This window comes from Streptomyces sp. NPDC051776, from assembly GCF_040681345.1.
Classification (GTDB): Bacteria; Actinomycetota; Actinomycetes; order Streptomycetales; family Streptomycetaceae; genus Streptomyces.
The window spans coordinates 1-21,404 of record NZ_JBFAYQ010000031.1; the positions used below are offsets into that span (position 1 = coordinate 1).

Genomic DNA, 21,404 nt, shown 5'->3' on the forward strand with positions numbered 1-21,404 from the left:
GCTACCTCGCCGGCCTCCACCTCCGTGCCTCCATGATCTGGATCAACGACCTCCTGAAGGCGACTGGCTGATCACAACATCACACAGGCCCTAGGGGTAGCGCCGCTGGTCCTGGCGCGATGACCCCGTGGCGGGACTGCGGCACGGTGGCTCCCGCGTCGCCAGGAGTGGGTTCGACCGCCCTCCTGAACTGCTGTAGAGTTTCTTCTCGCGGCGAGGCACCGGTTCAGCCGCGAAAACCTGGTCCTGTGGAGCAGTTTGGAGTGCTCGCCACCCTGTCAAGGTGGAGGCCGCGGGTTCAAATCCCGTCAGGACCGCTTCGACGCACAAGGCCCGGATCCTCTGGATCCGGGCCTTGTGCGTGTCTTGACTCGGGCGCGTACCAGAGGTACCCCAGACAACAGGGGATGCGGGGTACGGGAGGTATGCGCGCATGATGCCGACTGCGAAGCATGAGACCAGGGCCCTGTTGCGAGCTCATCTGTCGGCTGCGACCGGCTATCGACACCTCACTCGCCATTGCCCGATATGCCACCAGTTGCAGCGTCTTGCGATGGAGCCCACGGCAGCCGAGACGGCAGCGAACCGGAATACCCCGGAGGCAGCCGAGAACCCCTGTGAAGAGGGGCGCGAGCACTCCCGGGTCCAGGAGCGGAACCTCCATGAGGACGAGGGCCCTTCGGCCCATTGACCCTGGGACCGCTGGCTCGCGAGGCTCTCTACCGCACCCCAAGGCAACGGGACAAGCGGATGCTCATGTGATGGGAGTCACCAAAGAAGTTTCTAAACTTGCGGAACTCGACCCCCCTTCCCGCCCATCAATTTAATATGTGCAATTGCACTTGCTGGGAAAGCCTACCCGCGAGTCACCGAAGCGCGTAAGGGGCACATCCGGCCACCCCCCGCGGCGGACACAAAAAGATCGCGCTGGACCCGGCGGAGTCCAGCGCGATCGACGACGCACCCTCGATGCCGAGGAGATGGGCCTGTTGGGGCAGGCGCTCGTCGTATGGAGCTGTTGGGGCATTACGGGCTTGGGGGAACCCTGCATCGCCCCGCTATGGAGTTGTTCAGGCCTCGCTGCGCTGCTGCGGAATGCCTGCGAGCAGCGCACGCACCTCCGCTTCGCGGTAGCGGCGGTGCCCTCCGAGCGTGCGGATGGACGTGAGCTTGCCTGCCTTGGCCCAGCGCGTGACCGTCTTCGGGTCCACACGGAACATGGTGGCAACCTCAGCCGGGGTCAGCAGCGGCTCGGCATCAGGGGTGCGAGCGGTCATGAGCGGCCTCCTCGGGAGAACCGAACCATCACGGTTCTTTCCTCTAAATTCTGCACCTTGACCCGCGTTGCCCGAAATGGCGCACGCAGGCCGAGTCGGTTATAGGACGAACGGCTTGTCCTCGGCACTACAACTACACCATCTGTCCAGCCGCGTCGGCCAAACCGATGGATTTGCCCTCTCAGGTGTTCAACCTCGACGGAAGCCGATGGACCATGCCATAACGGACAGTCACGCGTCCGTGACGATCAGTCACAGCAAGTCTGGGGTCTTCGTCAGACCCCAGGAACAGAGTGCAATGCCAATCTTCCGCCCATAGTTGGACGAAGGGAGCCCTCCGGACTCCTTGTCCTATTTTGGCACGAGGGTATGGGATCAGGGCAAGACCCGTCTTAGTGCTGTCCGTCACGCTTGTGGCAATGGCCGGACCCGGAACGAGGCTCCCGGTACGCGGAACGCGGTCCGCATCAGCTCGCGAACTGCCGCTCCCGCACCGCACGCCAGCGGTCCGTCAGCCGCTCGTACGCCCGGCCGGCGCGGGCCCCGTCGCCCTCGCGCAGCGCCTGCAGTCCCTCGGCCACGTCCGCGGCCGAGTGGTCCTCGGCGAGCTGCCCTTCCGGTAGAGCATGCACCAAGCCGCCGTAGTCCAGCTCCACCAGCGACCGCGGATGGAATTCCTCGAGCCACCGGCCGACCCCTTCCAGACCGTCGATGAGCGGTCCTTCGTCCATGGAGTCGCGCAGGACGCGCAGTGCTCGGGCCACCCGCCGCCGCGCCTCCACCATCGGTGTCCGGTAGCGCAGCAACGACTCTGTGGCGTCCTTCACATACTCACGCTCGCCGGACGAGAAGAGCGCGAACCACAGGACCGGTACATGCCAGGTGGCCGTACGGATCCACGGGCGCGCATCCGGGTTGCGCTCCAGCCACCGTTCGTAATCGGCCGCCGCCTGGCGCCGCACCACCGCCGGCAGAACCGCCTCCAGTACGGGCTTGGGAAGTTGCTCCGCCAACTCCTCCAGGGCCAGCCACCCGCGCAGCCGGGTGCGCCAGGGGCAGACGCACGTCACCCCGTCCACCACCGCGACGAAGGCGTCACTGCTCTCGTGCACGGGCACGGGAATCGGAGGTACGGGCAGCAAGTCGGCGAGCGAGCGCCGGAGTTCGTCCTGCGCGGTGGGGATCTCCTTGCGCTCGGCGTAGCGATACCAATGGGACCGCTCGGGCTCGGGAAACGCGGCCAGCGGTTCGTAGACCCGCAGGTACGCCGCATACGGGACCACCACCGAAGACGCCACGCCCACGCGCCCACTCCTCCGCTCGCCGCCGGGAGTTGCCCCCGCTGACGCTATTGATCGTCCCACGTGTGTACGCCACACGGAGGTGATCCAGGGCACCTCGGTGCCGCGAGGGCCCGGCAGGATCTACGCTGTGGCCACCGGGCCCTCTCCCACCCCAGGAGGGCGTCTCCTTCGCGTCTCCAGGAGTCACCACCGTGACCGACGTACGTCACACCGCCGACGATCTCGGCGTGCTGTCCACCCTGTTCCGATCCGAGCAGGGGGGCCATGAGCAGGTCGTCCTCTGTCAGGACCGCGACAGCGGCCTGAAGGCCGTGATCGCGATCCACTCGACTGCCCTGGGCCCGGCCCTCGGCGGCACCCGCTTCCACGCGTACGCCTCCGAGGAGGAGGCCGTCCTGGACGCCTTCAACCTCGCGCGCGGCATGTCCTACAAGAACGCCCTGGCCGGTCTCGACCACGGTGGTGGCAAGGCCGTGATCATTGGGGACCCGGATGTGATCAAGACAGAGCGACTGCTGCTCGCTTACGGCCGGTTCGTTGCCTCGCTCGGTGGCCGCTACGTCACCGCCTGCGACGTCGGCACATACGTCTCGGACATGGACGTCGTTTCCCGTGAGTGCCGGTGGACGACCGGCCGCTCCCCGGCCAACGGCGGTGCCGGCGACTCCTCCGTGCTGACCGCCTTCGGTGTCTTCCAGGGCATGCGGGCCAGCGCCCAGCACCTGTGGGGCGACCCGACGCTGCGCGGCCGCAGGATCGGCATCGCGGGCGTGGGCAAGGTCGGGCACCACCTCGTCGAGCACCTCCTGGAGGACGGCGCCGAGGTCGTGATCACGGATGTGCGCCAGGACTCGGTGGACCGGGTGCGCACCAAGCACCCGCAGGTGACGGCGGTGGCCGACACGGACGCCCTGATCCGTACGGAAGGCCTGGACATCTACGCCCCGTGCGCGCTCGGCGGGGCCCTCGACGACGCGACCGTCCCGGCCCTCACCGCAAAGGTCGTCTGCGGCGCGGCCAACAACCAGCTCGCGCACCCCGGCGTCGAGAAGGACATCGCCGACCGCGGCATCCTGTACGCGCCCGACTACGTCGTGAACTCCGGTGGCGTGATCCAGGTGGCGGACGAGCTGCACGGCTTCGACTTCGACCGGGCCAAGGCCAAGGCGACCAAGATCTTCGACACGACGCTGGCCATATTCGACCGTGCCAAGGCCGACGGCATTCCGCCCGCAGCCGCAGCAGACCGCGTGGCCGAGCAGCGCATGGCCGAGGCTCGCGCGCGCAGGACGGCCTGATCGGTACACCCAGGCGGTCCGAAGGGAGAAACGGCGCGAACGGCCCGCCGACGGGTGACGAGACATGACTCACCACCCGTCGGCGGGTCGGTCCCGAGCAGAAGGTAAAATCAGAGCTGACCAGCGAGGACGGGGCTCCTCGCGGGTTGTCCGGCGTGTCGCGTCCTGCGGGCGACGTACCGTACGGCCGCGGAAGCAGGTACCGTTGAAGCCCTACGGACCGGTCTCTCCCTGGAGAGCCCGCTCCGACTCATGAACGCGTGTCAAGACTCTGGGGCCGTCGAGCCCCGTCGTTGAGGGGGTCGAGCCATGGGGCGCGGCCGGGCCAAGGCCAAGCAGACGAAGGTCGCCCGCCAGCTGAAGTACAACAGCGGTGGGACGGATCTCTCACGCCTGGCCGAGGAGCTGGGCGCATCGACTTCGAGCCAGCCGCCGAATGGCGAGCCGTTCGAGGACGATGAGCTGGACGACGACCCGTACGCACAGTACGCGGAACGCTACAACGATGAGGATGACGAGGACGACGACGAGTCGTCCGAGCAGTCCGCATACCGTCGGCGTGCTTGACGTCGCGCACGGCAGACGCCGTATCGCGCGCACAGCGAGCCCGACCACAGCACGACCACTCACCCGGTCCGGGGCTACCCCCCGGACCGGGTTCTGTGCTGCCCTTGCGGGTGCCCTCAGCCGGCGTAGTCACCGGTCAGGGCCACTGCCTCGGACCTGTCACCGCGCTCGGTGACCTCACCCGCGAGCCAGGCGTCGACGCCGCGGTCCGCGAGAGTTGCCAGCGCGATGTCCACCGAATCCCGGGGCACGACCGCGACCATGCCGACGCCCATGTTGAGCGTCTTCTCCAGCTCGGACCGGGCGACGTCACCGGCACGCCCGACCAGCTCGAAGACCGGGCCCGGGGTCCAGCTGGAGCGGTCGATGCTCGCGTGCAGGCCGTCGGGCACGACACGTGCCAGGTTGCCGGCGAGCCCGCCGCCGGTGATGTGCGAGAAGGCGTGCACCTCGGTCGTACGGGTCAGGGCCAGGCAGTCCAGAGAGTAGATCTTGGTGGGCTCGAGGAGCTCCTCGCCGAGGGTGCGTCCGAACTCCGGGATCTCGCGGTCCAGGGACAAGCCGGCACGGTCGAACACGACGTGACGGACGAGCGAGTACCCGTTCGAGTGAAGTCCGGAGGACGCCATGGCGATCACCGCGTCCCCCGTCCGGATACGATCCGCGCCCAGCACGCGGTCGGCCTCGACCACGCCCGTGCCCGCGCCCGCGACGTCGAAGTCGTCGGGGCCGAGAAGGCCCGGGTGTTCGGCGGTCTCGCCGCCCACGAGCGCACAGCCCGCGAGCACACACCCCTCCGCGATGCCCTTGACGATCTGGGCCACCCGCTCCGGGTGGACTTTGCCGACGCAGATGTAGTCGGTCATGAACAGCGGTTCGGCCCCGCACACCACGATGTCGTCCATGACCATCGCGACGAGGTCGTGGCCGATGGAGTCGTAGACGCCCATCTGCCGCGCCACGTCCACCTTCGTGCCGGCACCGTCGGTGGCGGAGGCGAGCAGCGGGCGCTCGTAGCGCTTGAGGGCGGAGGCGTCGAAGAGGCCCGCGAAGCCGCCGAGACCGCCGACGACCTCGGGACGGGTCGACTTCCTCACCCAGTCCTTCATCAGCTCGACGGCGCGGTCGCCCGCCTCGATGTCGACGCCCGCGGCGGCGTAACTGGCACCAGTGGTCCCGGACTCGGACATGCCTTGAGGTTCTTTCGTGTCGTTGGGTACGCCGGTCTACGGGCGGCGCAGCGCGTCGGCGCCGCCGACCCCGGCGGTCAGGGTCTGCACACCGTCCACGTCGGCCTTGGCCTGCCCCGCCGTCTCGGACTCCAGCAGGTGCTTGCCCAGCAGCTCCGGGTCCGGCAGATCCATCGGGTACTCGCCGTCGAAACAGGCCCGGCACAGATTCGGCTTGGCGATGGTCGTGGCCTCGATCATCCCGTCGGTGGAGATGTAGGCGAGGGAGTCCGCGCCGAGCGACTTGCCGATCTCCTCCACCGACAGCCCGTTGGCGATCAGCTCCGCGCGGGTGGCGAAGTCGATGCCGAAGAAACAGGGCCACTTGATCGGCGGGGAGGAGATCCGGATGTGGACCTCGGCGGCGCCGGCCTCGCGCAGCATCCGCACCAGCGCGCGCTGGGTGTTGCCGCGGACGATCGAGTCGTCGACGACCACCAAGCGCTTGCCGCGGATGACTTCCTTGAGGGGGTTCAGCTTGAGGCGGATGCCGAGCTGCCGGATGGTCTGGCTTGGCTGGATGAACGTCCGGCCCACGTACGAGTTCTTGACCAGGCCCGAGCCGTACGGGATGCCGCTCTGCTCGGCGTAGCCCACGGCCGCCGGGGTGCCGGACTCCGGGGTCGCTATGACGAGGTCGGCCTCGGCCGGGGATTCCTTGGCCAGACGGCGACCCATCTCGACACGGGAGAGATAAACGTTCCGCCCGGCGATGTCGGTGTCGGGGCGGGCGAGATAGACGTACTCGAAGACGCAGCCCTTGGGGCGGGACTCGGCGAAGGTGGTGCTGCGCAGCCCGTCCTCGTCGATGGCGATCAGCTCACCGGGCTCGACCTCGCGGATGAAGCTCGCGCCGACGATGTCGAGGGCGGCGGTCTCGCTCGCCACGACCCAGCCGCGCTCGAGGCGGCCGAGGACCAGTGGGCGGATGCCCTGCGGGTCGCGGGCGGCGTAGAGCGTGTGCTCGTCCATGAAGGCGAGGGAGAAGGCGCCCTTGACTCTGGGCAGCACCAGAGGTGCCGCCTGTTCCACGGTCAGCGGCTTGCCGTCCTCGCCGACCTGGCCCGCGAGGAGTGCGGTGACCAGGTCGGTGTCGTTGGTCGCGGCGACCTGGGTGGCGCGGCCGCCCGCGCTGGGGAGGTCGGCGACCAGCTCGGCCAGCTCCGCGGTGTTGACCAGGTTGCCGTTGTGGCCGAGGGCGATCGAACCGTGCGCGGTGGCGCGGAACGTCGGCTGCGCGTTCTCCCACACCGAGGCACCGGTGGTCGAGTAACGGGCATGGCCCACGGCGATGTGGCCCTGGAGGGAACCGAGGGAGGTCTCGTCGAAGACCTGGGACACCAGGCCCATGTCCTTGAAGACGAGGATCTGGGAGCCGTTGCTCACCGCGATGCCCGCGGACTCCTGTCCGCGGTGCTGCAGCGCATACAGCCCGAAATAGGTGAGTTTGGCGACCTCTTCCCCCGGAGCCCAGACGCCGAAGACACCGCAGGCGTCCTGTGGGCCCTTCTCGCCGGGGAAAAGATCGTGGTTGAGTCGTCCGTCACCACGTGGCACGCGACCGAGTCTAAGACAGGTCGGGGACTAACCCGAACCGGGTACGGTCCCGCCCCTGTCGGATCCGGCGACGCTGCGGGCGAAACGGCGGCCGGAGGCGTGGCCGGACGCGCCGTACGGGGCAGGACGAGGAGCTGCGTGCCTGGTGAGAGCGGTACGGCCGGGATCTTGCAGTGGGCGAATGACGTCTGCGTCACACTTGCGGCGCGCTGCGCGGCGAGGGCGCCTTAAGCCCGTCGTCGTACGGGATGGGGCCGGGCGGACGGCCCGGACTGGACGAGACTCGTACGGGGTGGGGCGGGGCGGACGGCCCGGAGTGGACGAGACGGCGTAGGGGGTGGCGCCGGGCAACCAGTCGGGAGTGGACGAGGCGGCGTAGGGGGTGGGGCCGGGCGAACGGCCCGGAGTGGACCGGGCGTCGTACGCGGGCGGCTCACATCACGTACAGCGCCCAGGCCGCCCATACCAGCAGCGGCACGGCGATCAACGGGGCCACCGGCCATCCGCGCTCCCGGCGTGTGCTGCTCCGGGAGGGCCGCAGCTGCGGGTGCACGCGCATGGCCGTGACCTCGTCGGCCGCACGGCGGCCGGGGTCGCCCTCGCTCTCGCGGCGGCGCCAGAACCTGGACGGCGCGACGCGCAATCTCCAGACGACGCCTTCGCCGCGCGCGTTCACCCGCAGCTCACCGTTGTCGTACCGGGCGACGCCGAGCTGGTCCCACGACAGATGGTGGACCCGCCACGCTCCGGTCAGCCACAGCCCGTCGCGGTCGGCGGTGGCGCGCCAGTTCAGCATGCCCGCGGCCATCGTGAGCACGGAGCCGAGGAAGATGACGAGCAGGGCGTACCACCAGGGGAAGTCCTGGTCGTTCAGGTAACTGCCGAGCACGGCGATCACGAAGAAGAGGGAGAGGAGCCCGAACGCCCGGTCGGCGAGACGCGGCCCCCAGTGGGCCGGCTCCTCGCGGGGGGCGAGGCGGGCGGCGGTGCGGAGGGTGGCGGCGACGGCCTCGAGTTGTTGGGTCGTGTCGACGCTGCCGCCGAGGAGGGCGTCGAGGGCTTCGTCGTCGCGGGCGAGCGGGGCCGCGGGCGTACGTCGGGAGGACCGGGCGGGGCGTACCGCCTGGAAGGTGTACTCCGTGATGAGCTCGCCCCCGGTGGTGGCGGAGACCAGGGCGACCTCCGCGCGGGCGCAGGGCAGACCGAACAGGACGGCCTCACGGGGGCGAGTGAGGGTGCGCAGGCGGGCGGCGGCTTCCTCCGGGCTGGACGGCTCGTGCTCCGCGGAGCCGTCCGCGTGTTCCGCATCCGCCGAGAGCTCGTCGTCATCGTCCTCGTCGCCATCGTCGTCGTCGGATTCCTGGGCGACGACGCACGAGAAGAGGGGGTCGCGCCCCTCGGGGTCGTCGGCGGCGTAGACCCAGGTGTCGGCTTCGACGTCCTCCTGTATGCGCACCTTCAGGACGGGGACAGGGCCGCGGCGCAGCCCGGAGGCCTTGCGGCGCGCGGAGACTGCGTAGGTGAGCACGGAGACGCCGGAGGCGGCTATCGCGGTGCCGACGAGCTGCCAGGAGCTGAACTCGACCATGTCGAACGGTGCCGCGCCGTTCCCCGCGTACCGGAACGCCGCCGCGCCGGCGGCGCACAGCACCACGCCGGTGGGAATCAGCACGATGCCGCGGGTCAGCCGAGGGAGCGGCTGCGGGAGCGGGCGGGTGCCGGGGCCGGCCGCTGCCAGCGCGGCAAGCCGCTGGAGGCGGCGGTGCCGCAGCCGGACCAGGGCGACCGCCCAGCCGTGGAGGAGGGCGAGCAGGATCAGTGCGTGGCCGGCTGTCCGTGCCGCGTCCTCGGTGGCGAACCCGTCGTACGCGACGAGCGCGCCGAGCAACGGCGCGGTGACGACCGAGAGTTCGGGCAATCGCAGGAACCAGTAGATCTGGGCAAGGGCCAGCGCGGTCTGCGCGACACCGGTCCAGTCGGCGGAGCCGGACGAAGGGGGATCCGCGCCGACGGTTGCGACCGCCATCGCGGCCAGGACCGCCAGGGCGAACGCGGTGGCCGAGCCCAGCGGGTTCGCCCAGCGCGGCGGGGCCGCCGCCCGCCAGTTCTCCGCTTCCCGCGTCGTCCACGGACGGACAGCATCGAACTCTGCCGGCAGGGGCGCTTGGGTCGAACTCATGCCGGGGATTATTGCTCCCGCAGCGCGGCGAGGAAGGAACATTAGTGCTATCCCTGGTCCTCGCTCCGGGAGCTGTTCCGTCTTTGACGGCGAAGTCCCTGCGTATGGCAGGGGAGACCGGATCCGGAAGACCGGATCCGGTCGGATGCGTCCCTCCTGCCCCTGGCGCCGCACCTGACGCGGACCCTCATCCCCTGCGGCATCACGGCCCGGTACGGCTCAGTGCGCTCAGTGCGACTCGGTTCGGTTCGGGTTCGGCAGGGACCGGCTCGGCAGGGCCCGGTTGCGGGACAGCCCGGTTCGGCAGGGACCGGTTGCGGCCGGTACTCGGCACCGCCTGGCCCGGTTGCGGCGCGGTACGGCTCGGCACCGCCCGACCCGGTTCAGTGCGGCTCGGTTGGGTTCGGGGCCGCCCGGTTCGGCTTGGTTTCGGCTCGGGAGCGTGGCTCTGCGTCGAGTCCGGTCCGCGGCCTGGCGTAGATCTGCGACAGGGCACGGTCTGCGGCCGGGCGTGAACACGGTGCCGGTGATGGCCTGGGCCTTTTCGTCTGCCGAGAGCTCGCCTCAGCCCGCCTACCCCAGCAGAGGCAGCAACTCCGACAGGTCGGCGCGCTCGCCGCTGGCGGTGAGCGCCGCTGCGTCGAGCGCGTCCGCCCAGCTCGTACGGCCCGTGGCCAGACGGAGCCAGGTCAGCGGGTCGGTCTCGACGACGTTCGGGGGTGTGCCACGGGTGTGCCGCGGGCCCTCGACGCACTGCACCACGGCGAAGGGCGGGATCCGCACCTCCACCGAGCCGCCTGGCGCCTTTGCCGCCAGGGTGTCGGCGAGTACGCGCGTCGCGGCGGCGAGGGCCTGGCGGTCCAGGGGCAGTGCCGCACCCAGAGCCGCCGCCAGGTCGTCGGAGTGGACGGCAAGCTCAACGCACCGCGTGACCAGGAAGTCGTCGAGACGCATCGCCCCGAGGCGGGCGGCCAGCAGGCGTTCGGCGGGCGCGGAGGCCAGCGCTTGGGACAGACGCTCGGCGACGCGGTCCAGGAGTTCCCGCGGTTCGGTGGACGCGGCGACGGTCCGCGCCCGCTCGTCGACCGCGGGCGCGACGGCGGCCGTCGCGGAGGGCCAGTCGAGCACCGCGACCTCACGCGCGAGCGGCGGGGGCTTTTCGAGATAGGAGCACACGGAGTCCGCGCCGAGCGCGATGTGGACGACGAGGTCGCGGACGGTCCAGTCGCCGAGCCTCGTGGGCAGCCGCCACTGTTCGTCGGAGAGTGCCGCCACCGCTTCCCGTACGTGTGCGAGCTGCGCCCTGACAGCGCCCCGTATCTTCGCGGAGTCGTAGGTACGGGCACGGGTTCTGCGCTGGGCGGGAGGCATGCCGCCGAGCATAGCCACGCAGCGAAGTCGCCCGTCACTGCCGTGGACAGCCTTCCGGACGCGGGCCGATGATGGAACGGCGGGGGGACAAATCAGGATGGAAGGCGTGAATCACTATGGCCGAACACCCCGACTGCACCGTGGTACGCCAGGGCTACGAAGCGTTCGGCAAAGGTGCCATGGAGACCCTGGCCGGGCTCATGACTTCGGATGCCACCCACCACGTGCCCGGCCAGCACATCCTGTCGGGCCACCACAAGGGCCGCGAGGCCTGCCTTCAGCTCTACAGCCGCATCATCGAGGAGACCAACGGGACCTACCGCGTGGAGCTGCAGGACGTGTTCGCCGATGGCCGGGGGCATGTGATGGCCGTGCACAAGACGTACGCCGACCGCGGGGACCGCGGGGTCGAGATGCCCGGCGGCATATTCTTCACCATCGTCGGCGGGAAGGTCAGCGACCTCGACGAATGCGTAGGGGACATCGACGTCGAGAACGAATTCTGGCGCTGAGGGCGGGAGTTCGTCCGCACACCCGCCGGCCCCGCCGCCTGGATGATGGCGGGGTCGCGCCACGCCCGCCCCTTACCCCGCACCTGCACGCCCGCCCCGTATCGCCACGCCTGCCCCTTATCACTGCCGCGGCACGATCTCCGCGTCCTCCGCCGACTCCGCCGACTCCGGCTCCGTCGCCGTCTCCACGCCCGCGCCCGGACCCACGCCCACGCGCACGCCCACGCCCGCGCCCGGACCCACGCCCACGCCCACGCCCGTGCCCGGACCCACGCCCACGCCCGTGCCCGGACGCACGCCCACGCCCGAGCACAGACCCACGCCCGACCCCGCGTCCGTCTCCGTCGCGAACGGTTCGTCGCTCTTCGGCACCCCGATCCCCCTCCACCGGAACGGAACTCCGTTCGCCACATAGGGGTCGGCGTCGTCCATGAGCTGGAAGTGCAGATGCGGTTCGGTCGAGTTGCCGCTGTTGCCGACACGAGCGATCTCCTGGCCCTCGCTCACCCTCTCCCCCTCGTGGACCGATATCGAGCCGCGCCGCAGATGGGCGTAGAGCGCGTAGGTGCCGCCCCCGAGGTCGAGGATCAGGTGGTTCCCGACGAGGCCGCCGGCCCCGGCCAGGTCCCGGAATGATCCCTCGACGAAGAACGGGATCAGAGCGGGCCACGAGTTGCGGCTGAGGCACTGGTCGCGACGACCGGCGCGGACGCGGACGACGGTCGCGTCGGCCACAGCCAGCACCGGCTGTCCGTACGACGGGAAATCGCGGCTCGGGCGGACGACCGGCCAGAAGCCGAAGCGCGGACGCGATCCGTCCTGGGGTTCACTCACGATGTCGATCGCATACGCCTGTCCATAGCTTCGGACGCCGTGGCTGGGGACCTTGTCGGCCGGGCTGTTGAGCGCGCTCCACCGGCCGCTGACCGGCGGCGCGACCTCCAGCGGCGAGGGCTCCGGCGGCCTGGCCCTCCCTGCCGCGTACCGCACAAGCCCTGTGGACAGCCCGAGCGCCAGGGAGCCGAAGAGCGCGACCGGCGGGACCCGTACGAAGATGTCGACGACGACGAGCGCACCGAACAGGCCGAAGAGACAAGGGCGGAGCCATCGCAGCGCTCGCAGCGCCGGGCGATACACGGACATCGGTTTCCTCCTCGGTCGGGTTGTGTGTGCACGAAGGCCGCGGTCAGGACTTGGCAGTGGCGGCCAGGGCGACCAGCAACGGGACCACCCGTGTCGGCGGGATCTCGTACCGCCCGCGCACCGCCGCGTGCAACCAGCCGGCGGCGGTCAACTGCCGCAGATGGTGGTAGATCTGGCCGGATGTGCCGACCCCGTCGAGCTCGGTCAGCTCGGCGGCGGTACGGCGGCCGCCGAGGATCTCCCGCAGCAGACGCAGACGGACCGGCTGGCCGAGCGCGGCGAACGCCTCAGCGGCGTCCGTCCAGTCGCTCTCGACCAGATCATCGGTCGTGCGGCCGTACTGCCACTCGTACTGCTCGCCCGACGGCAGGTGGACCACGCCGGTGAAGAGCACACCGCCGTTCGGCTCCCCCGCATCCGAGAGCTGGGCCTTGAGCCCTTCCAGCGCCCAGAAGTCGGCTCCGCTGGGGAGGGCCGGGCCGCCCCCGTGGCGGCCCGACTCCTCAAGAGCGGCGAGCCGCCGCTCCAACGCTGTGACTCGCTTCTCCAGGCCCATGGCTCGATATTACGTAGTTACGTAGAAGCCGCAAGACCCGGCCGGAAGGTTGTGGAAAACGACTGCGGCCCCGCTCTTCCCTCCCGGGATGAGCGGGGCCGCAGCCCATGTCGCACGCAGCCGGCGACCAAGCCCCTCGGGGCCGGGCAGCGCAAGGACGTCCGGCGCCATCAGGCCAGCAGCGCGGGAATCGTCCCCTCGTGCGCTTCGGCCAACTCGGACAGCGGAATGCCGAACTGCCCCTGGACGTCCAGGACATCGCCGTCCACCACACCGATCCGCGCGGTCGGAAGCCCTCGTGCCGCGCACATGTCCGTGAAGCGCAGCTCCTCGCTGCGCGGCACGGCCACCACCGCGCGCCCCGCCGACTCCGAGAAGAGGAAGACGAACGGGTCGATGCCGTCCGGCACCACGATCCGGGCTCCCTTGCCACCCTTGACGCACGATTCGACCAGGGCCTGGACGAGCCCGCCGTCGGAGAGGTCGTGCGCGGCGTCGATCATGCCGTCGCGCGAGGCGGAGATGAGGATCTCGGCGAGCAGCCTCTCGCGCTCCAGGTCCACCTTCGGCGGCAACCCGCCCAGGTGGTCGTGGACGACCTGCGACCAAGCCGAACCGCCCAGCTCCTCCCGGGTGTCGCCGAGGAGGTGGAGGAGGTGGCCCTCGTGGGCGAACGCCATCGGCGTGCGGCGCGTTACGTCGTCGATCACGCCGAGCACGGCCACCACCGGCGTCGGGTGGATGGCGGCCTCACCGGTCTGGTTGTAGAGCGAGACATTGCCGCCCGTCACCGGGGTGCCCAGCGTCCGGCAGGCGTCCGCGAGACCGCGGGTGGCCTCCGCGAACTGCCACATCACTGCCGGGTCCTCGGGGGACCCGAAGTTGAGGCAGTCGGAGACGGCGAGCGGCCGGGCGCCGGACGCGGCGACGTTGCGGTACGCCTCGGCGAGCGCCAACTGCGCGCCCTCGTACGGGTCGAGCTTGGTGTACCGGCCATTGGCGTCCGTCGCCACGGCGACACCCAAATTGGTGTCCTCGTCGATCCGGACCATGCCGGAGTCCTCCGGCTGCGCCAGGACCGTGTTGCCCTGCACGAAACGGTCGTACTGATCCGTGACCCAGGCCTTGGACGCCTGGTTCGGGGACGCGACGAGGCGCAGGACCTGCTCGCGCAGCTCCTCACCGGTGGCCGGGCGCGGCAGCCGGGCCGCGTCGTCGGACTGCAGCTCGTCCTGCCAGGCCGGCCGGGCGTACGGGCGCTCGTAGACAGGACCCTCATGGGCAACGGTGCGCGGCGGGACGTCGACGATCTGCTCGCCGTGCCAGTAGATCTCCAGGCTGTCCCCGTCGGTCACCTCCCCGATCACCGTGGCGATGACGTCCCACTTCTCGCAGATCTCGAGGAAGCGACGGACGTTCCCGGGCTCGACGATGGCGCACATGCGCTCCTGCGACTCGCTCATGAGGATCTCCTCGGGCGAGAGGGTCGCGTCGCGCAGCGGAACAGTGTCCAGCTCCACGCGCATACCGCCGGAGCCTGCGGAGGCCAGCTCGGAGGTCGCGCAGGACAGACCGGCGCCGCCGAGATCCTGGATGCCGGTGACCAGGTCCTCCTTGAAGATCTCCAGGGTGCACTCGATGAGCAGCTTCTCCTGGAACGGGTCGCCGACCTGGACGGCGGGGCGCTTGGCCGGTCCGGTGGACTCGAAGGTCTCGGACGCCAGGACGGACACGCCGCCGATGCCGTCGCCTCCGGTCCGTGCGCCGTAGAGGATCACCTTGTTGCCCGCGCCCGCAGCCTTGGCGAGGTGGATGTCCTCGTGCTTCATCACGCCCACGCACAGGGCGTTGACCAGCGGGTTTCCCTGGTAGCAGGAGTCGAAGACGACCTCACCGCCGATATTGGGAAGCCCCAGGCAGTTGCCGTAGCCGCCGATGCCCGCGACCACACCGGGCAGGACTCGTCGGGTGTCGGGGTGGTCGGCGGCGCCGAAGCGCAGCGGGTCCATGACCGCGACCGGCCGCGCGCCCATGGCGAGGATGTCGCGGACGATGCCGCCCACGCCCGTGGCCGCCCCCTGATACGGCTCGATGTACGAGGGGTGGTTGTGAGACTCGACCTTGAAGGTGACGGCATAGCCCTGGCCGACGTCGACGACGCCCGCGTTCTCACCGATGCCCACGAGCAGCGCGTCGCTCTCGGGGGCCTTCTCGCCGAACTGCTTCAGGTGGACCTTGCTCGACTTGTACGAGCAGTGCTCGGACCACATGACCGAGTACATGGCCAGCTCGGCGCCGGTCGGGCGGCGGCCGAGGATGGCGTGGATGCGCTCGTACTCGTCCTTCTTCAGGCCGAGTTCGGCCCACGGCTGATCGACATCGGGCGTCTCGGCGGCGTGCTTGACTGTGTCGAGGGTCACGCTCGGTCGCTCCTTCGCGCGTGGTGGTGCTGTCGTCGCGGTTCGGGGCGCTCCATCGCTCCCCCGGCTGATCCGGTGTCGAGCGTCATCAGGCGTTGACCAGCTTCTTGAGGATCGAGGTGAAGAATCCGAGCCCGTCCGTGCCGCCGGTGCCGATCAGCGGCTCCACGGCGTGCTCGGGGTGGGGCATGAGACCGACGACATTGCCCGCCTCGTTGGTGATGCCGGCGATGTCGCGGAGCGAGCCGTTGGGGTTCACGTCCAGGTAGCGGAACGCGACCCGGCCCTCCGCCTCCAGCATGTCGAGCGTGCGCTCGTCGGCGACGTAGCGACCGTCCATGTTCTTCAGGGGGATGTGGATCTCCTGGCCGGCGGAGTAGTCGGCGGTCCAGGCGGTGTTCGCGTTCTCCACGCGCAGCTTCTGCTCGCGGCAGATGAAGTGCAGGTGGTTGTTGCCGAGCATCGCGCCGGGCAGCAGGTGCGCCTCGGTGAGGACCTGGAAGCCGTTGCAGATGCCGAGGACCGGAAGTCCCGCCCGGGCCTCGTCGATGAGGCTGTCCATGATCGGCGAGAAGCGGGAGATGGCTCCGGCCCGCAGATAGTCGCCGTAGCTGAACCCGCCGGGCAGCACGACCGCGTCGACCTGCTTCAGCTCCTTCTCTCGGTGCCAGAGCGCGACCGGCTCCGCGCCGGCCCGGCGGATTGCGCGCTGGGTGTCCCGGTCGTCGAGGCTGCCGGGAAAGGTGACGACGCCGATACGGGTATTGCCGCGGCCCGCAGGGCCACCGTTGGGGGTGGCGGTGGGCGACGGGGAGGTCACGACTCGACCTTCACGGTGAAGTCCTCGATCACGGTGTTGGCGAGGAAGGTCTCGGCCATCTTGCGAACCCGGTCCAGGGCGGCGTCGTCGGCCGGCCCCTCAAGCTCGAGTTCGAAGCGCTTTCCCTGGCGGACGTCGGAGATTCCCTCGAAACCGAGGCGGGGCAGCGCACGCTGCACCGCCTGACCCTGAGGGTCGAGGATCTCCGGCTTGAGCATGACGTCGACTACGACGCGTGCCACTGGCACTCCCGGTGGTGTGGTGCGTAAGGCGGTTCCCTCAGCGTACCCCGGAGAAATTTCTACGCGAGTAGATATCCACAGTCCGGTCACGTTTGCGCATCGTCGCCAGTTCCCCCTGTGGAAAGTCAAGGGAAAACCGTATGGTCACCGATTGCAGCATGACACGCGGAGCGAATTCACAGGGCTTCGCATAGCAAAGGCTGCCGCTGTAAAAATGAAAAAGAACTGTCCCCGAACTCCTGGCGACCCGCATCTGCCCACGTCAATGCGGCACGCCACAAGAAAGGACCGATATCCGTGGCTCAGCGCGTAGTGGTCACACTCTCCGACGACATGGACGGCGGGGAAGCGGCGGAGACGGTCACCTTCGGCCTCGACGGCAGGTTCTACGAGATCGACCTCAACACATCCAATGCGAAGAAACTGCGGGGAGCCCTCGCCCCTTATGTGGAGGCGGGCAGAAAGCGGTCCAAGTCGGGCAAGACCTATCGCCGCACCGCCGTGGCACCCGACCCCGCGGCCGTGCGCGCCTGGGCGAAGTCGCACGGCATGGAGGTCCCCCCGCGGGGCCGCATCCCCAAGAGGGTCTACGAGGCGTTCAACGCGTCGAGTTGAGCGGACCCGGGTGAGGGAACGAGCTGACCCCGGGCGCCTCTGGGCGCGTACCTCGTCCGGGTGGAGTCCGGCCACGACCCGACTTGCACGGGACCCCGGGCGATCAGCTAAAGTCTGCAGCGCACCGCGGGGCGAGGCCGAGGCCGCACCTCACGGAGTTGCGCGGGTGTAGCTCAGTAGTAGAGCGCCCCCTTTCCAAGGGGGAGGCGCAGTGTGCGATCCCTGTCACCCGCTCTCATCACTTTCCGTCCCCCTCCATGGATCGGGTACAGTGATGGACGCACCGGGCGGTGAAAGCCGGTCGGGAGCATGCGGACGTAGCTCAGTTGGTAGAGCGCAACCTTGCCAAGGTTGAGGTCGCGAGTTCGAGCCTCGTCGTCCGCTCCAGCGAGAAGGCCCTGGTCACTGGACCAGGGCCTTCGCCGTTTCCGGGGCCTCCGTGGTCACCGGGGCCTTCGCCGTTGCGGAGGTCCGGGGCCTCCCCTGCCGTACGGCACATGCGCTTCTCCGTGGCCGCGGAGAGATGTCCGCCCTGGTCGGGACGACGGCGCCGGGAAGGCCTCGACGCTCTGCTGGGTCTGGGCCGCTACCGAGCGCGTACAGGTGCTCTCGGCCGATGACGAGCACCTCATTCGGGCAGTATTTGGCCGGCGCTGCTCGCCCTGGCGGACGATCTGCTCATGGTCACCGAAGTCCGTCCGGGCCCGGGGCGGTCGTCATGGCGCGGGACCACCGGCCCGATGTGGCGGTTCTGGACCTGCGGATGCCCGGCGCGGACGGTGTTGCGGTCGCCACATCGCCGCGGTCCGAACTGCCCGGCTGCCGGACGATGATCGTGACGAGCCACGCCAGGCCCGGACATCTGAAGCGGACACAGGCGGCCTGGGTGCGCGGGTTCGTACCCAGGACGGTCGCGGTCCGGCGCTTCGCCGACCGCGACACCGTCCGCACCGTGCACGGCGGAAACCGTTACCCGGCACCGGACTTGGCGGCCGAAGCGATCAGTGCCCACGACTCCCCGCTCACGGCGCGCGAGGCGGAGGTGCTGCAACTCGCCGCCGACGGCGCACCGGTGGCGGAGATCGCCGGGCGGGCCGCGCTGGCGCAGTGAACCGTCCGCAACTACCTCTCGTCCGCGGCCTCGAAGTTGTCCGCGGAGAACCGTCGTCCGGCCATGGGCACGGCACGCGAGCGGGGTTGGATATAGTGGGTCCGCACACGGCGCCCAGGGCGCCGGGCGCGCGGACGTGGCTCAGTTGGTAGAGCATCACCTTGCCAAGGTGAGGGTCGCGAGTTCGAATCTCGTCGTCCGCTCCGTACGAAGGAGCCCCGGTCATTCCAGTGACCGGGGCCTTTCCCTGGGGGGCCGAGCGGCGGGCCCGGCTCTCCGACCCGTCCTGCAGGCCGGCCGTCCCGGCGGAACGCCCTTGTCCTGCCGGGACCTGGGGCCGTTACGACCAGGGCCGGCCGGTCAGAGCCTCGTACGCCTCCACGTACTTCGCCCGGGTCCGCTCGACGACCTCCATCGGTAGTGCCGGGGGCGGCTGCTCGCTGTGCCGGTCCCAGCCGGAGGCGGGCGAGGTCAGCCAGTCGCGGACGTACTGCTTGTCGAAGGACGGCTGCGCCTGGCCAGGCTCCCAGGTGTCGGCGGGCCAGAAGCGGGAGGAGTCCGGCGTCAGCACCTCGTCGGCGATGACGAGGGTGTCGGCGTCCATACCGAACTCGAACTTGGTGTCGGCGAGGATGATCCCGCGCTCCCGTGCGACGTCACGGGCGCGGCCGTAGACGGCGAGCGTGGCCTGGCGCAGGTCGGCCGCGATCTTGGGGCCGACCTGACGAGCCACCTCCTCGTACGGGACGTTCTCGTCGTGGTCGCCAACCGCGGCCTTGGTGGCGGGGGTGAAGATCGGGGCGGGCAGTTCGGAGCCGTCGACCAGGCCCTCGGGGAGCGCGAGACCGCAGACCATACGGCTCTCCCGGTACTCGGCGAGGCCGGACCCGGTGAGGTACCCGCGGGCCACGCACTCGACGGGGAGCATGCTGAGGGACTTGCAGACGAGCGTGCGGCCGGTCCAGTCGGCGGGCGCACCTTCGGGGACGTCGGCGCCGATGACGTGGTTGGGGATCAGATCGGAAAGCAGATCGAACCACCACAGGGAGAGCTGGGTGAGAACGCGCCCCTTGTCCGGGATCTCGGTGGGCAGCACCCAGTCGTAGGCGGAGATACGGTCACTGGCGACCATGACCAGGTCACCTGTCGCGTTCTGGTACAGGTCCCGCACCTTGCCGGTGTGCAGGTGCACCAGGCCCGGCACCTGGACAGGCTCGGGCTTTTCCACGAATCCGGACACACTGCCTCCGCGTTGATCGTTCCTGGAGTCGGTCACGATTCTCCCGTATCGGCCCCGCTCCCTCTCTCCAGGGTGCCGCTCGGCAGCGCGAGGGCGGCGGTGCTGCGGTGTGGAGCCGTCGGTCAGTCGCGCTTGCAGATGCGGTCGAGCAGGTTTGCTGTGGCGCGCTGGACACGGGCATCGACATGGCCGGGGCGGTCGAGCGCGGGCGACCATGCGAAGGTGCCCGAGGCGAAGACGATGGCACCGCTGGGTGCCTCGTACAGGGACGTCTCCTGGAAGCGCACTTCGCCTTCGGTGTCCTCGTAAGGGGAGTGGGCGAGCAGCATGCGATGGCTGTGGTCGGGAAGGGGCGTACGGGGGAAGTAACGGTCCGCCTCACCGGCGACGAGTCCGGGCAACTCGTCGTTCTCCGTGGCTCCGGTTGCCTCCCAGAGCCAGTGGCCCGCGTTGCGGACGACCATGGGACGGGGCTCGGGGACACGGCCCGCGTACTGGATGCCCAACAGCATCTGTTCCGGGCGCCCCAGTTCCCGCCACAGCGCTGGTCTCCCCGGGCCGCGGCGCTTGCGGCAGGTGAGGAGGCGATCGGGGGCCCCCGAGGGGGACGGGGACAGCTCGACCTGCCAGTACATGGTGTTGGCCGAGAGAAAGACGAGGGAGGTGCCGCTGTCACGGGCCTGCTCGACCGTGCGGCGCATGGGGACCGACCAGTACTCGTCGTGCCCGGGAAAGACCAGGCCGCGGTAGCGGGTGGGGTCGACGCGGCCCGCGTGCAGATCGCGGCTGTCGGCGTACGCGATGTCGTAGCCGTAGCGCTCGGCCCAGCGGATGAAGTCGTAGGCGTGGCCCACGTGCAGGGGCAGGCCCGCCCCCGCGAAGGGGCGGTCGAAGGAGACCGTAACGGCGGCGTCCTTCTCGCCGAGCAGCCGGCCCTCCTCGTCCCAGGCGTGGTAGAGGCTCGCGCCCGTGTGACCGTCCTCCGGATACAGGTTGTACGCCTGCCACGTGATGTCCGGGAGCAGGAGGAGCAGATCGGCGACGGGAGGGGCGGTGCGCTCGCGCTCGCTCCGCACGAAGTCCGGGTGGACGTCGGGGGACGGGGCGTGGGTGACGGGCGGGAGGTCCCGGACGGTGAACGGGATGTGGCTGCGGTAGCCGTCAGCGGTGGTGAGCACGGCGACATAGGCGCCGTCGGACCAGTGTGTGGGGACCTGCAGGCGCCAGGACAGCCACCAGTGGTGGCAGGAGACGGTGCGGTCCGCGGTGAGCGGGGCGGGCTGGATGATGCCGGAGAGCCGTGGGCTGGTGGTGATCTTCGCGGCGCCGTCGCCGCCGTAGTGGCCGATGCGGTAGACGTCGACGGAGAACTGCTGGGGCGGGTCGACGGTGATCCGGAAGTCGATCGCCTCGCCGGGGGCGACTGCGCCGGTGGAGGCGAAACCTTTGATCTGACGGTTCACATCGTCGGCGGTGCGGGGGCCGGGCGCGCCGGCGGGGCCGCCGCCGGGTCTGCGGCGTGCGGTGCGGGGGCCGGGGATCGCGGGGTCGACGGCACCGGTGCCCCGGCCGTCGCCCTGCCCGTCGGTGGCGACCGACGGGTCCACGTACCACGGCACCATGTGGCCGGTGTCGTCGAAGTAGCTCTCGCTGCCCCGCAGCCAGGGCAATGGGCCTTGACCGAACGGGTCGGAGACGGCGTGTGCGAGTGCGCCCGACTCCCAGCGGCGGATCCGATCCGTAGTCACGGACGATCCCTCCCCTCCCGGACCTGGTGCTCCCCTGACCGCTTACAGCACATCACACTCAGCGCCGTGTTCGTAACTGTTCGTGGTGATTCGATGTCAGTCAGTGTGGTGTCAAGCGGTGATCGGATAGTGGAAATGGGATGTCCGTACTGATGTGTCCTGATTCTGCGGACTGGTGGGACATGTGGGGCCACTGGTACGAGTGCCCGGATCGC

General features: G+C 69.8%; 17 protein-coding genes, 4 tRNA genes and 2 pseudogenes. 10 read left to right on the forward strand and 13 right to left on the reverse strand.

Annotated features, from left to right (window positions below; genetic code table 11):
* The first annotated feature begins 242 nt into the window (after window positions 1-242).
* A tRNA-Asp gene (locus AB0M26_RS22195) sits at window positions 243-317 on the forward strand.
* Between the two features lie 116 nt (window positions 318-433).
* Entirely contained in the window at window positions 434-691 is a 258-nt protein-coding gene (locus tag AB0M26_RS22200) for a DUF6274 family protein (RefSeq protein WP_365263551.1), read from the forward strand.
* A 379-nt stretch (window positions 692-1,070) separates the two neighbouring features.
* On the opposite strand, the gene bldC is transcribed toward AB0M26_RS22200, so the two are convergent.
* Together bldC and AB0M26_RS22210 are read right to left on the reverse strand one after the other, a co-directional pair.
* Entirely contained in the window at window positions 1,071-1,277 is a 207-nt protein-coding gene (bldC, locus tag AB0M26_RS22205; protein WP_003949541.1) for a developmental transcriptional regulator BldC, read from the reverse strand.
* A 467-nt stretch (window positions 1,278-1,744) separates the two neighbouring features.
* On the reverse strand, window positions 1,745-2,581 hold the full coding sequence (locus AB0M26_RS22210; RefSeq protein ID WP_365263552.1) for a hypothetical protein: 837 nt from the start codon (window positions 2,579-2,581) through the stop codon (window positions 1,745-1,747).
* Window positions 2,582-2,772: 191 nt separating this feature from the next.
* Here AB0M26_RS22210 and AB0M26_RS22215 point away from each other — a divergent pair, with 191 nt between their 5' ends.
* Together AB0M26_RS22215 and AB0M26_RS22220 are read left to right on the forward strand one after the other, a co-directional pair.
* Window positions 2,773-3,879 (forward strand): Glu/Leu/Phe/Val dehydrogenase dimerization domain-containing protein, encoded by a 1,107-nt coding sequence (locus AB0M26_RS22215; protein WP_365263553.1) that lies wholly within the window; start codon window positions 2,773-2,775, stop codon window positions 3,877-3,879.
* 309 nt (window positions 3,880-4,188) lie between these two features.
* Window positions 4,189-4,446, forward strand: coding sequence for a DUF3073 domain-containing protein (locus tag AB0M26_RS22220; protein ID WP_365263554.1), 258 nt, complete (start codon window positions 4,189-4,191; stop codon window positions 4,444-4,446).
* A 116-nt stretch (window positions 4,447-4,562) separates the two neighbouring features.
* On the opposite strand, the gene purM is transcribed toward AB0M26_RS22220, so the two are convergent.
* The 4 genes from purM to AB0M26_RS22240 form a co-directional block, all read right to left on the reverse strand.
* The gene (gene purM / locus AB0M26_RS22225) at window positions 4,563-5,636 is read right to left on the reverse strand and encodes a phosphoribosylformylglycinamidine cyclo-ligase (RefSeq protein ID WP_365263555.1); all 1,074 of its coding nucleotides are present in this window, start codon (window positions 5,634-5,636) and stop codon (window positions 4,563-4,565) included.
* A gap of 36 nt (window positions 5,637-5,672) precedes the next feature.
* Window positions 5,673-7,232: an amidophosphoribosyltransferase gene (purF, locus tag AB0M26_RS22230; protein ID WP_365263556.1), complete on the reverse strand. Its 1,560-nt coding sequence runs from the start codon at window positions 7,230-7,232 to the stop codon at window positions 5,673-5,675.
* Window positions 7,233-7,665: 433 nt separating this feature from the next.
* A complete protein-coding gene (locus AB0M26_RS22235; protein ID WP_365263557.1) occupies window positions 7,666-9,411 on the reverse strand; it encodes a hypothetical protein in 1,746 nt (581 codons plus the stop codon).
* Between the two features lie 573 nt (window positions 9,412-9,984).
* Window positions 9,985-10,782 (reverse strand): sterol carrier family protein, encoded by a 798-nt coding sequence (locus AB0M26_RS22240; RefSeq protein WP_365263558.1) that lies wholly within the window; start codon window positions 10,780-10,782, stop codon window positions 9,985-9,987.
* Between the two features lie 116 nt (window positions 10,783-10,898).
* On the opposite strand from AB0M26_RS22240, the gene AB0M26_RS22245 reads away from it, so the two are divergent.
* Complete coding sequence (locus tag AB0M26_RS22245) at window positions 10,899-11,294, forward strand: nuclear transport factor 2 family protein (RefSeq protein ID WP_365263559.1); 396 nt, start codon at window positions 10,899-10,901, stop codon at window positions 11,292-11,294.
* Window positions 11,295-11,642: 348 nt separating this feature from the next.
* Here the strand turns inward: AB0M26_RS22245 and AB0M26_RS22250 are convergent.
* The 5 genes and pseudogenes from AB0M26_RS22250 to purS all read right to left on the reverse strand — a co-directional run.
* Window positions 11,643-12,437: pseudogene (locus tag AB0M26_RS22250) on the reverse strand (M23 family metallopeptidase); the annotation flags it as partial.
* Window positions 12,438-12,480: 43 nt separating this feature from the next.
* Window positions 12,481-12,993, reverse strand: a complete 513-nt coding sequence (locus AB0M26_RS22255) for a helix-turn-helix domain-containing protein (RefSeq protein ID WP_365263560.1) — start codon at window positions 12,991-12,993, stop codon at window positions 12,481-12,483.
* A gap of 170 nt (window positions 12,994-13,163) precedes the next feature.
* Complete coding sequence (gene purL / locus AB0M26_RS22260; protein ID WP_365263561.1) at window positions 13,164-15,413, reverse strand: phosphoribosylformylglycinamidine synthase subunit PurL; 2,250 nt, start codon at window positions 15,411-15,413, stop codon at window positions 13,164-13,166.
* An 88-nt stretch (window positions 15,414-15,501) separates the two neighbouring features.
* A complete protein-coding gene (gene purQ, locus AB0M26_RS22265; protein ID WP_365263562.1) occupies window positions 15,502-16,233 on the reverse strand; it encodes a phosphoribosylformylglycinamidine synthase subunit PurQ in 732 nt (243 codons plus the stop codon).
* Window positions 16,230-16,481 carry a phosphoribosylformylglycinamidine synthase subunit PurS gene (purS, locus tag AB0M26_RS22270; protein WP_365263563.1) on the reverse strand — a complete coding sequence of 84 codons (252 nt, stop codon included), beginning with the start codon at window positions 16,479-16,481 and terminating at the stop codon, window positions 16,230-16,232. The genes purQ and purS overlap by 4 nt, the downstream gene beginning before the upstream one ends.
* Window positions 16,482-16,772: 291 nt before the next feature.
* On the opposite strand from purS, the gene AB0M26_RS22275 reads away from it, so the two are divergent.
* The 5 genes and pseudogenes from AB0M26_RS22275 (at window position 16,773) to AB0M26_RS22295 (ending at window position 18,404) form a co-directional block, all read left to right on the forward strand.
* Complete coding sequence (locus AB0M26_RS22275; protein WP_365263564.1) at window positions 16,773-17,090, forward strand: Lsr2 family protein; 318 nt, start codon at window positions 16,773-16,775, stop codon at window positions 17,088-17,090.
* 162 nt (window positions 17,091-17,252) lie between these two features.
* Window positions 17,253-17,324: transfer RNA gene (locus tag AB0M26_RS22280), tRNA-Gly, on the forward strand.
* A 77-nt stretch (window positions 17,325-17,401) separates the two neighbouring features.
* A tRNA-Gly gene (locus AB0M26_RS22285) sits at window positions 17,402-17,477 on the forward strand.
* Between the two features lie 216 nt (window positions 17,478-17,693).
* Window positions 17,694-18,297, forward strand: a pseudogene (locus tag AB0M26_RS22290) (response regulator transcription factor).
* Between the two features lie 34 nt (window positions 18,298-18,331).
* A tRNA-Gly gene (locus AB0M26_RS22295) sits at window positions 18,332-18,404 on the forward strand.
* Window positions 18,405-18,541: 137 nt separating this feature from the next.
* Here AB0M26_RS22295 and AB0M26_RS22300 read toward each other — a convergent pair.
* Window positions 18,542-19,441 carry a phosphoribosylaminoimidazolesuccinocarboxamide synthase gene (locus AB0M26_RS22300; RefSeq protein ID WP_365263614.1) on the reverse strand — a complete coding sequence of 300 codons (900 nt, stop codon included), beginning with the start codon at window positions 19,439-19,441 and terminating at the stop codon, window positions 18,542-18,544.
* Window positions 19,442-19,563: 122 nt separating this feature from the next.
* Window positions 19,564-21,189: a N,N-dimethylformamidase beta subunit family domain-containing protein gene (locus AB0M26_RS22305; RefSeq protein WP_365263565.1), complete on the reverse strand. Its 1,626-nt coding sequence runs from the start codon at window positions 21,187-21,189 to the stop codon at window positions 19,564-19,566.
* Between the last annotated feature and the right edge of the window lie 215 nt (window positions 21,190-21,404).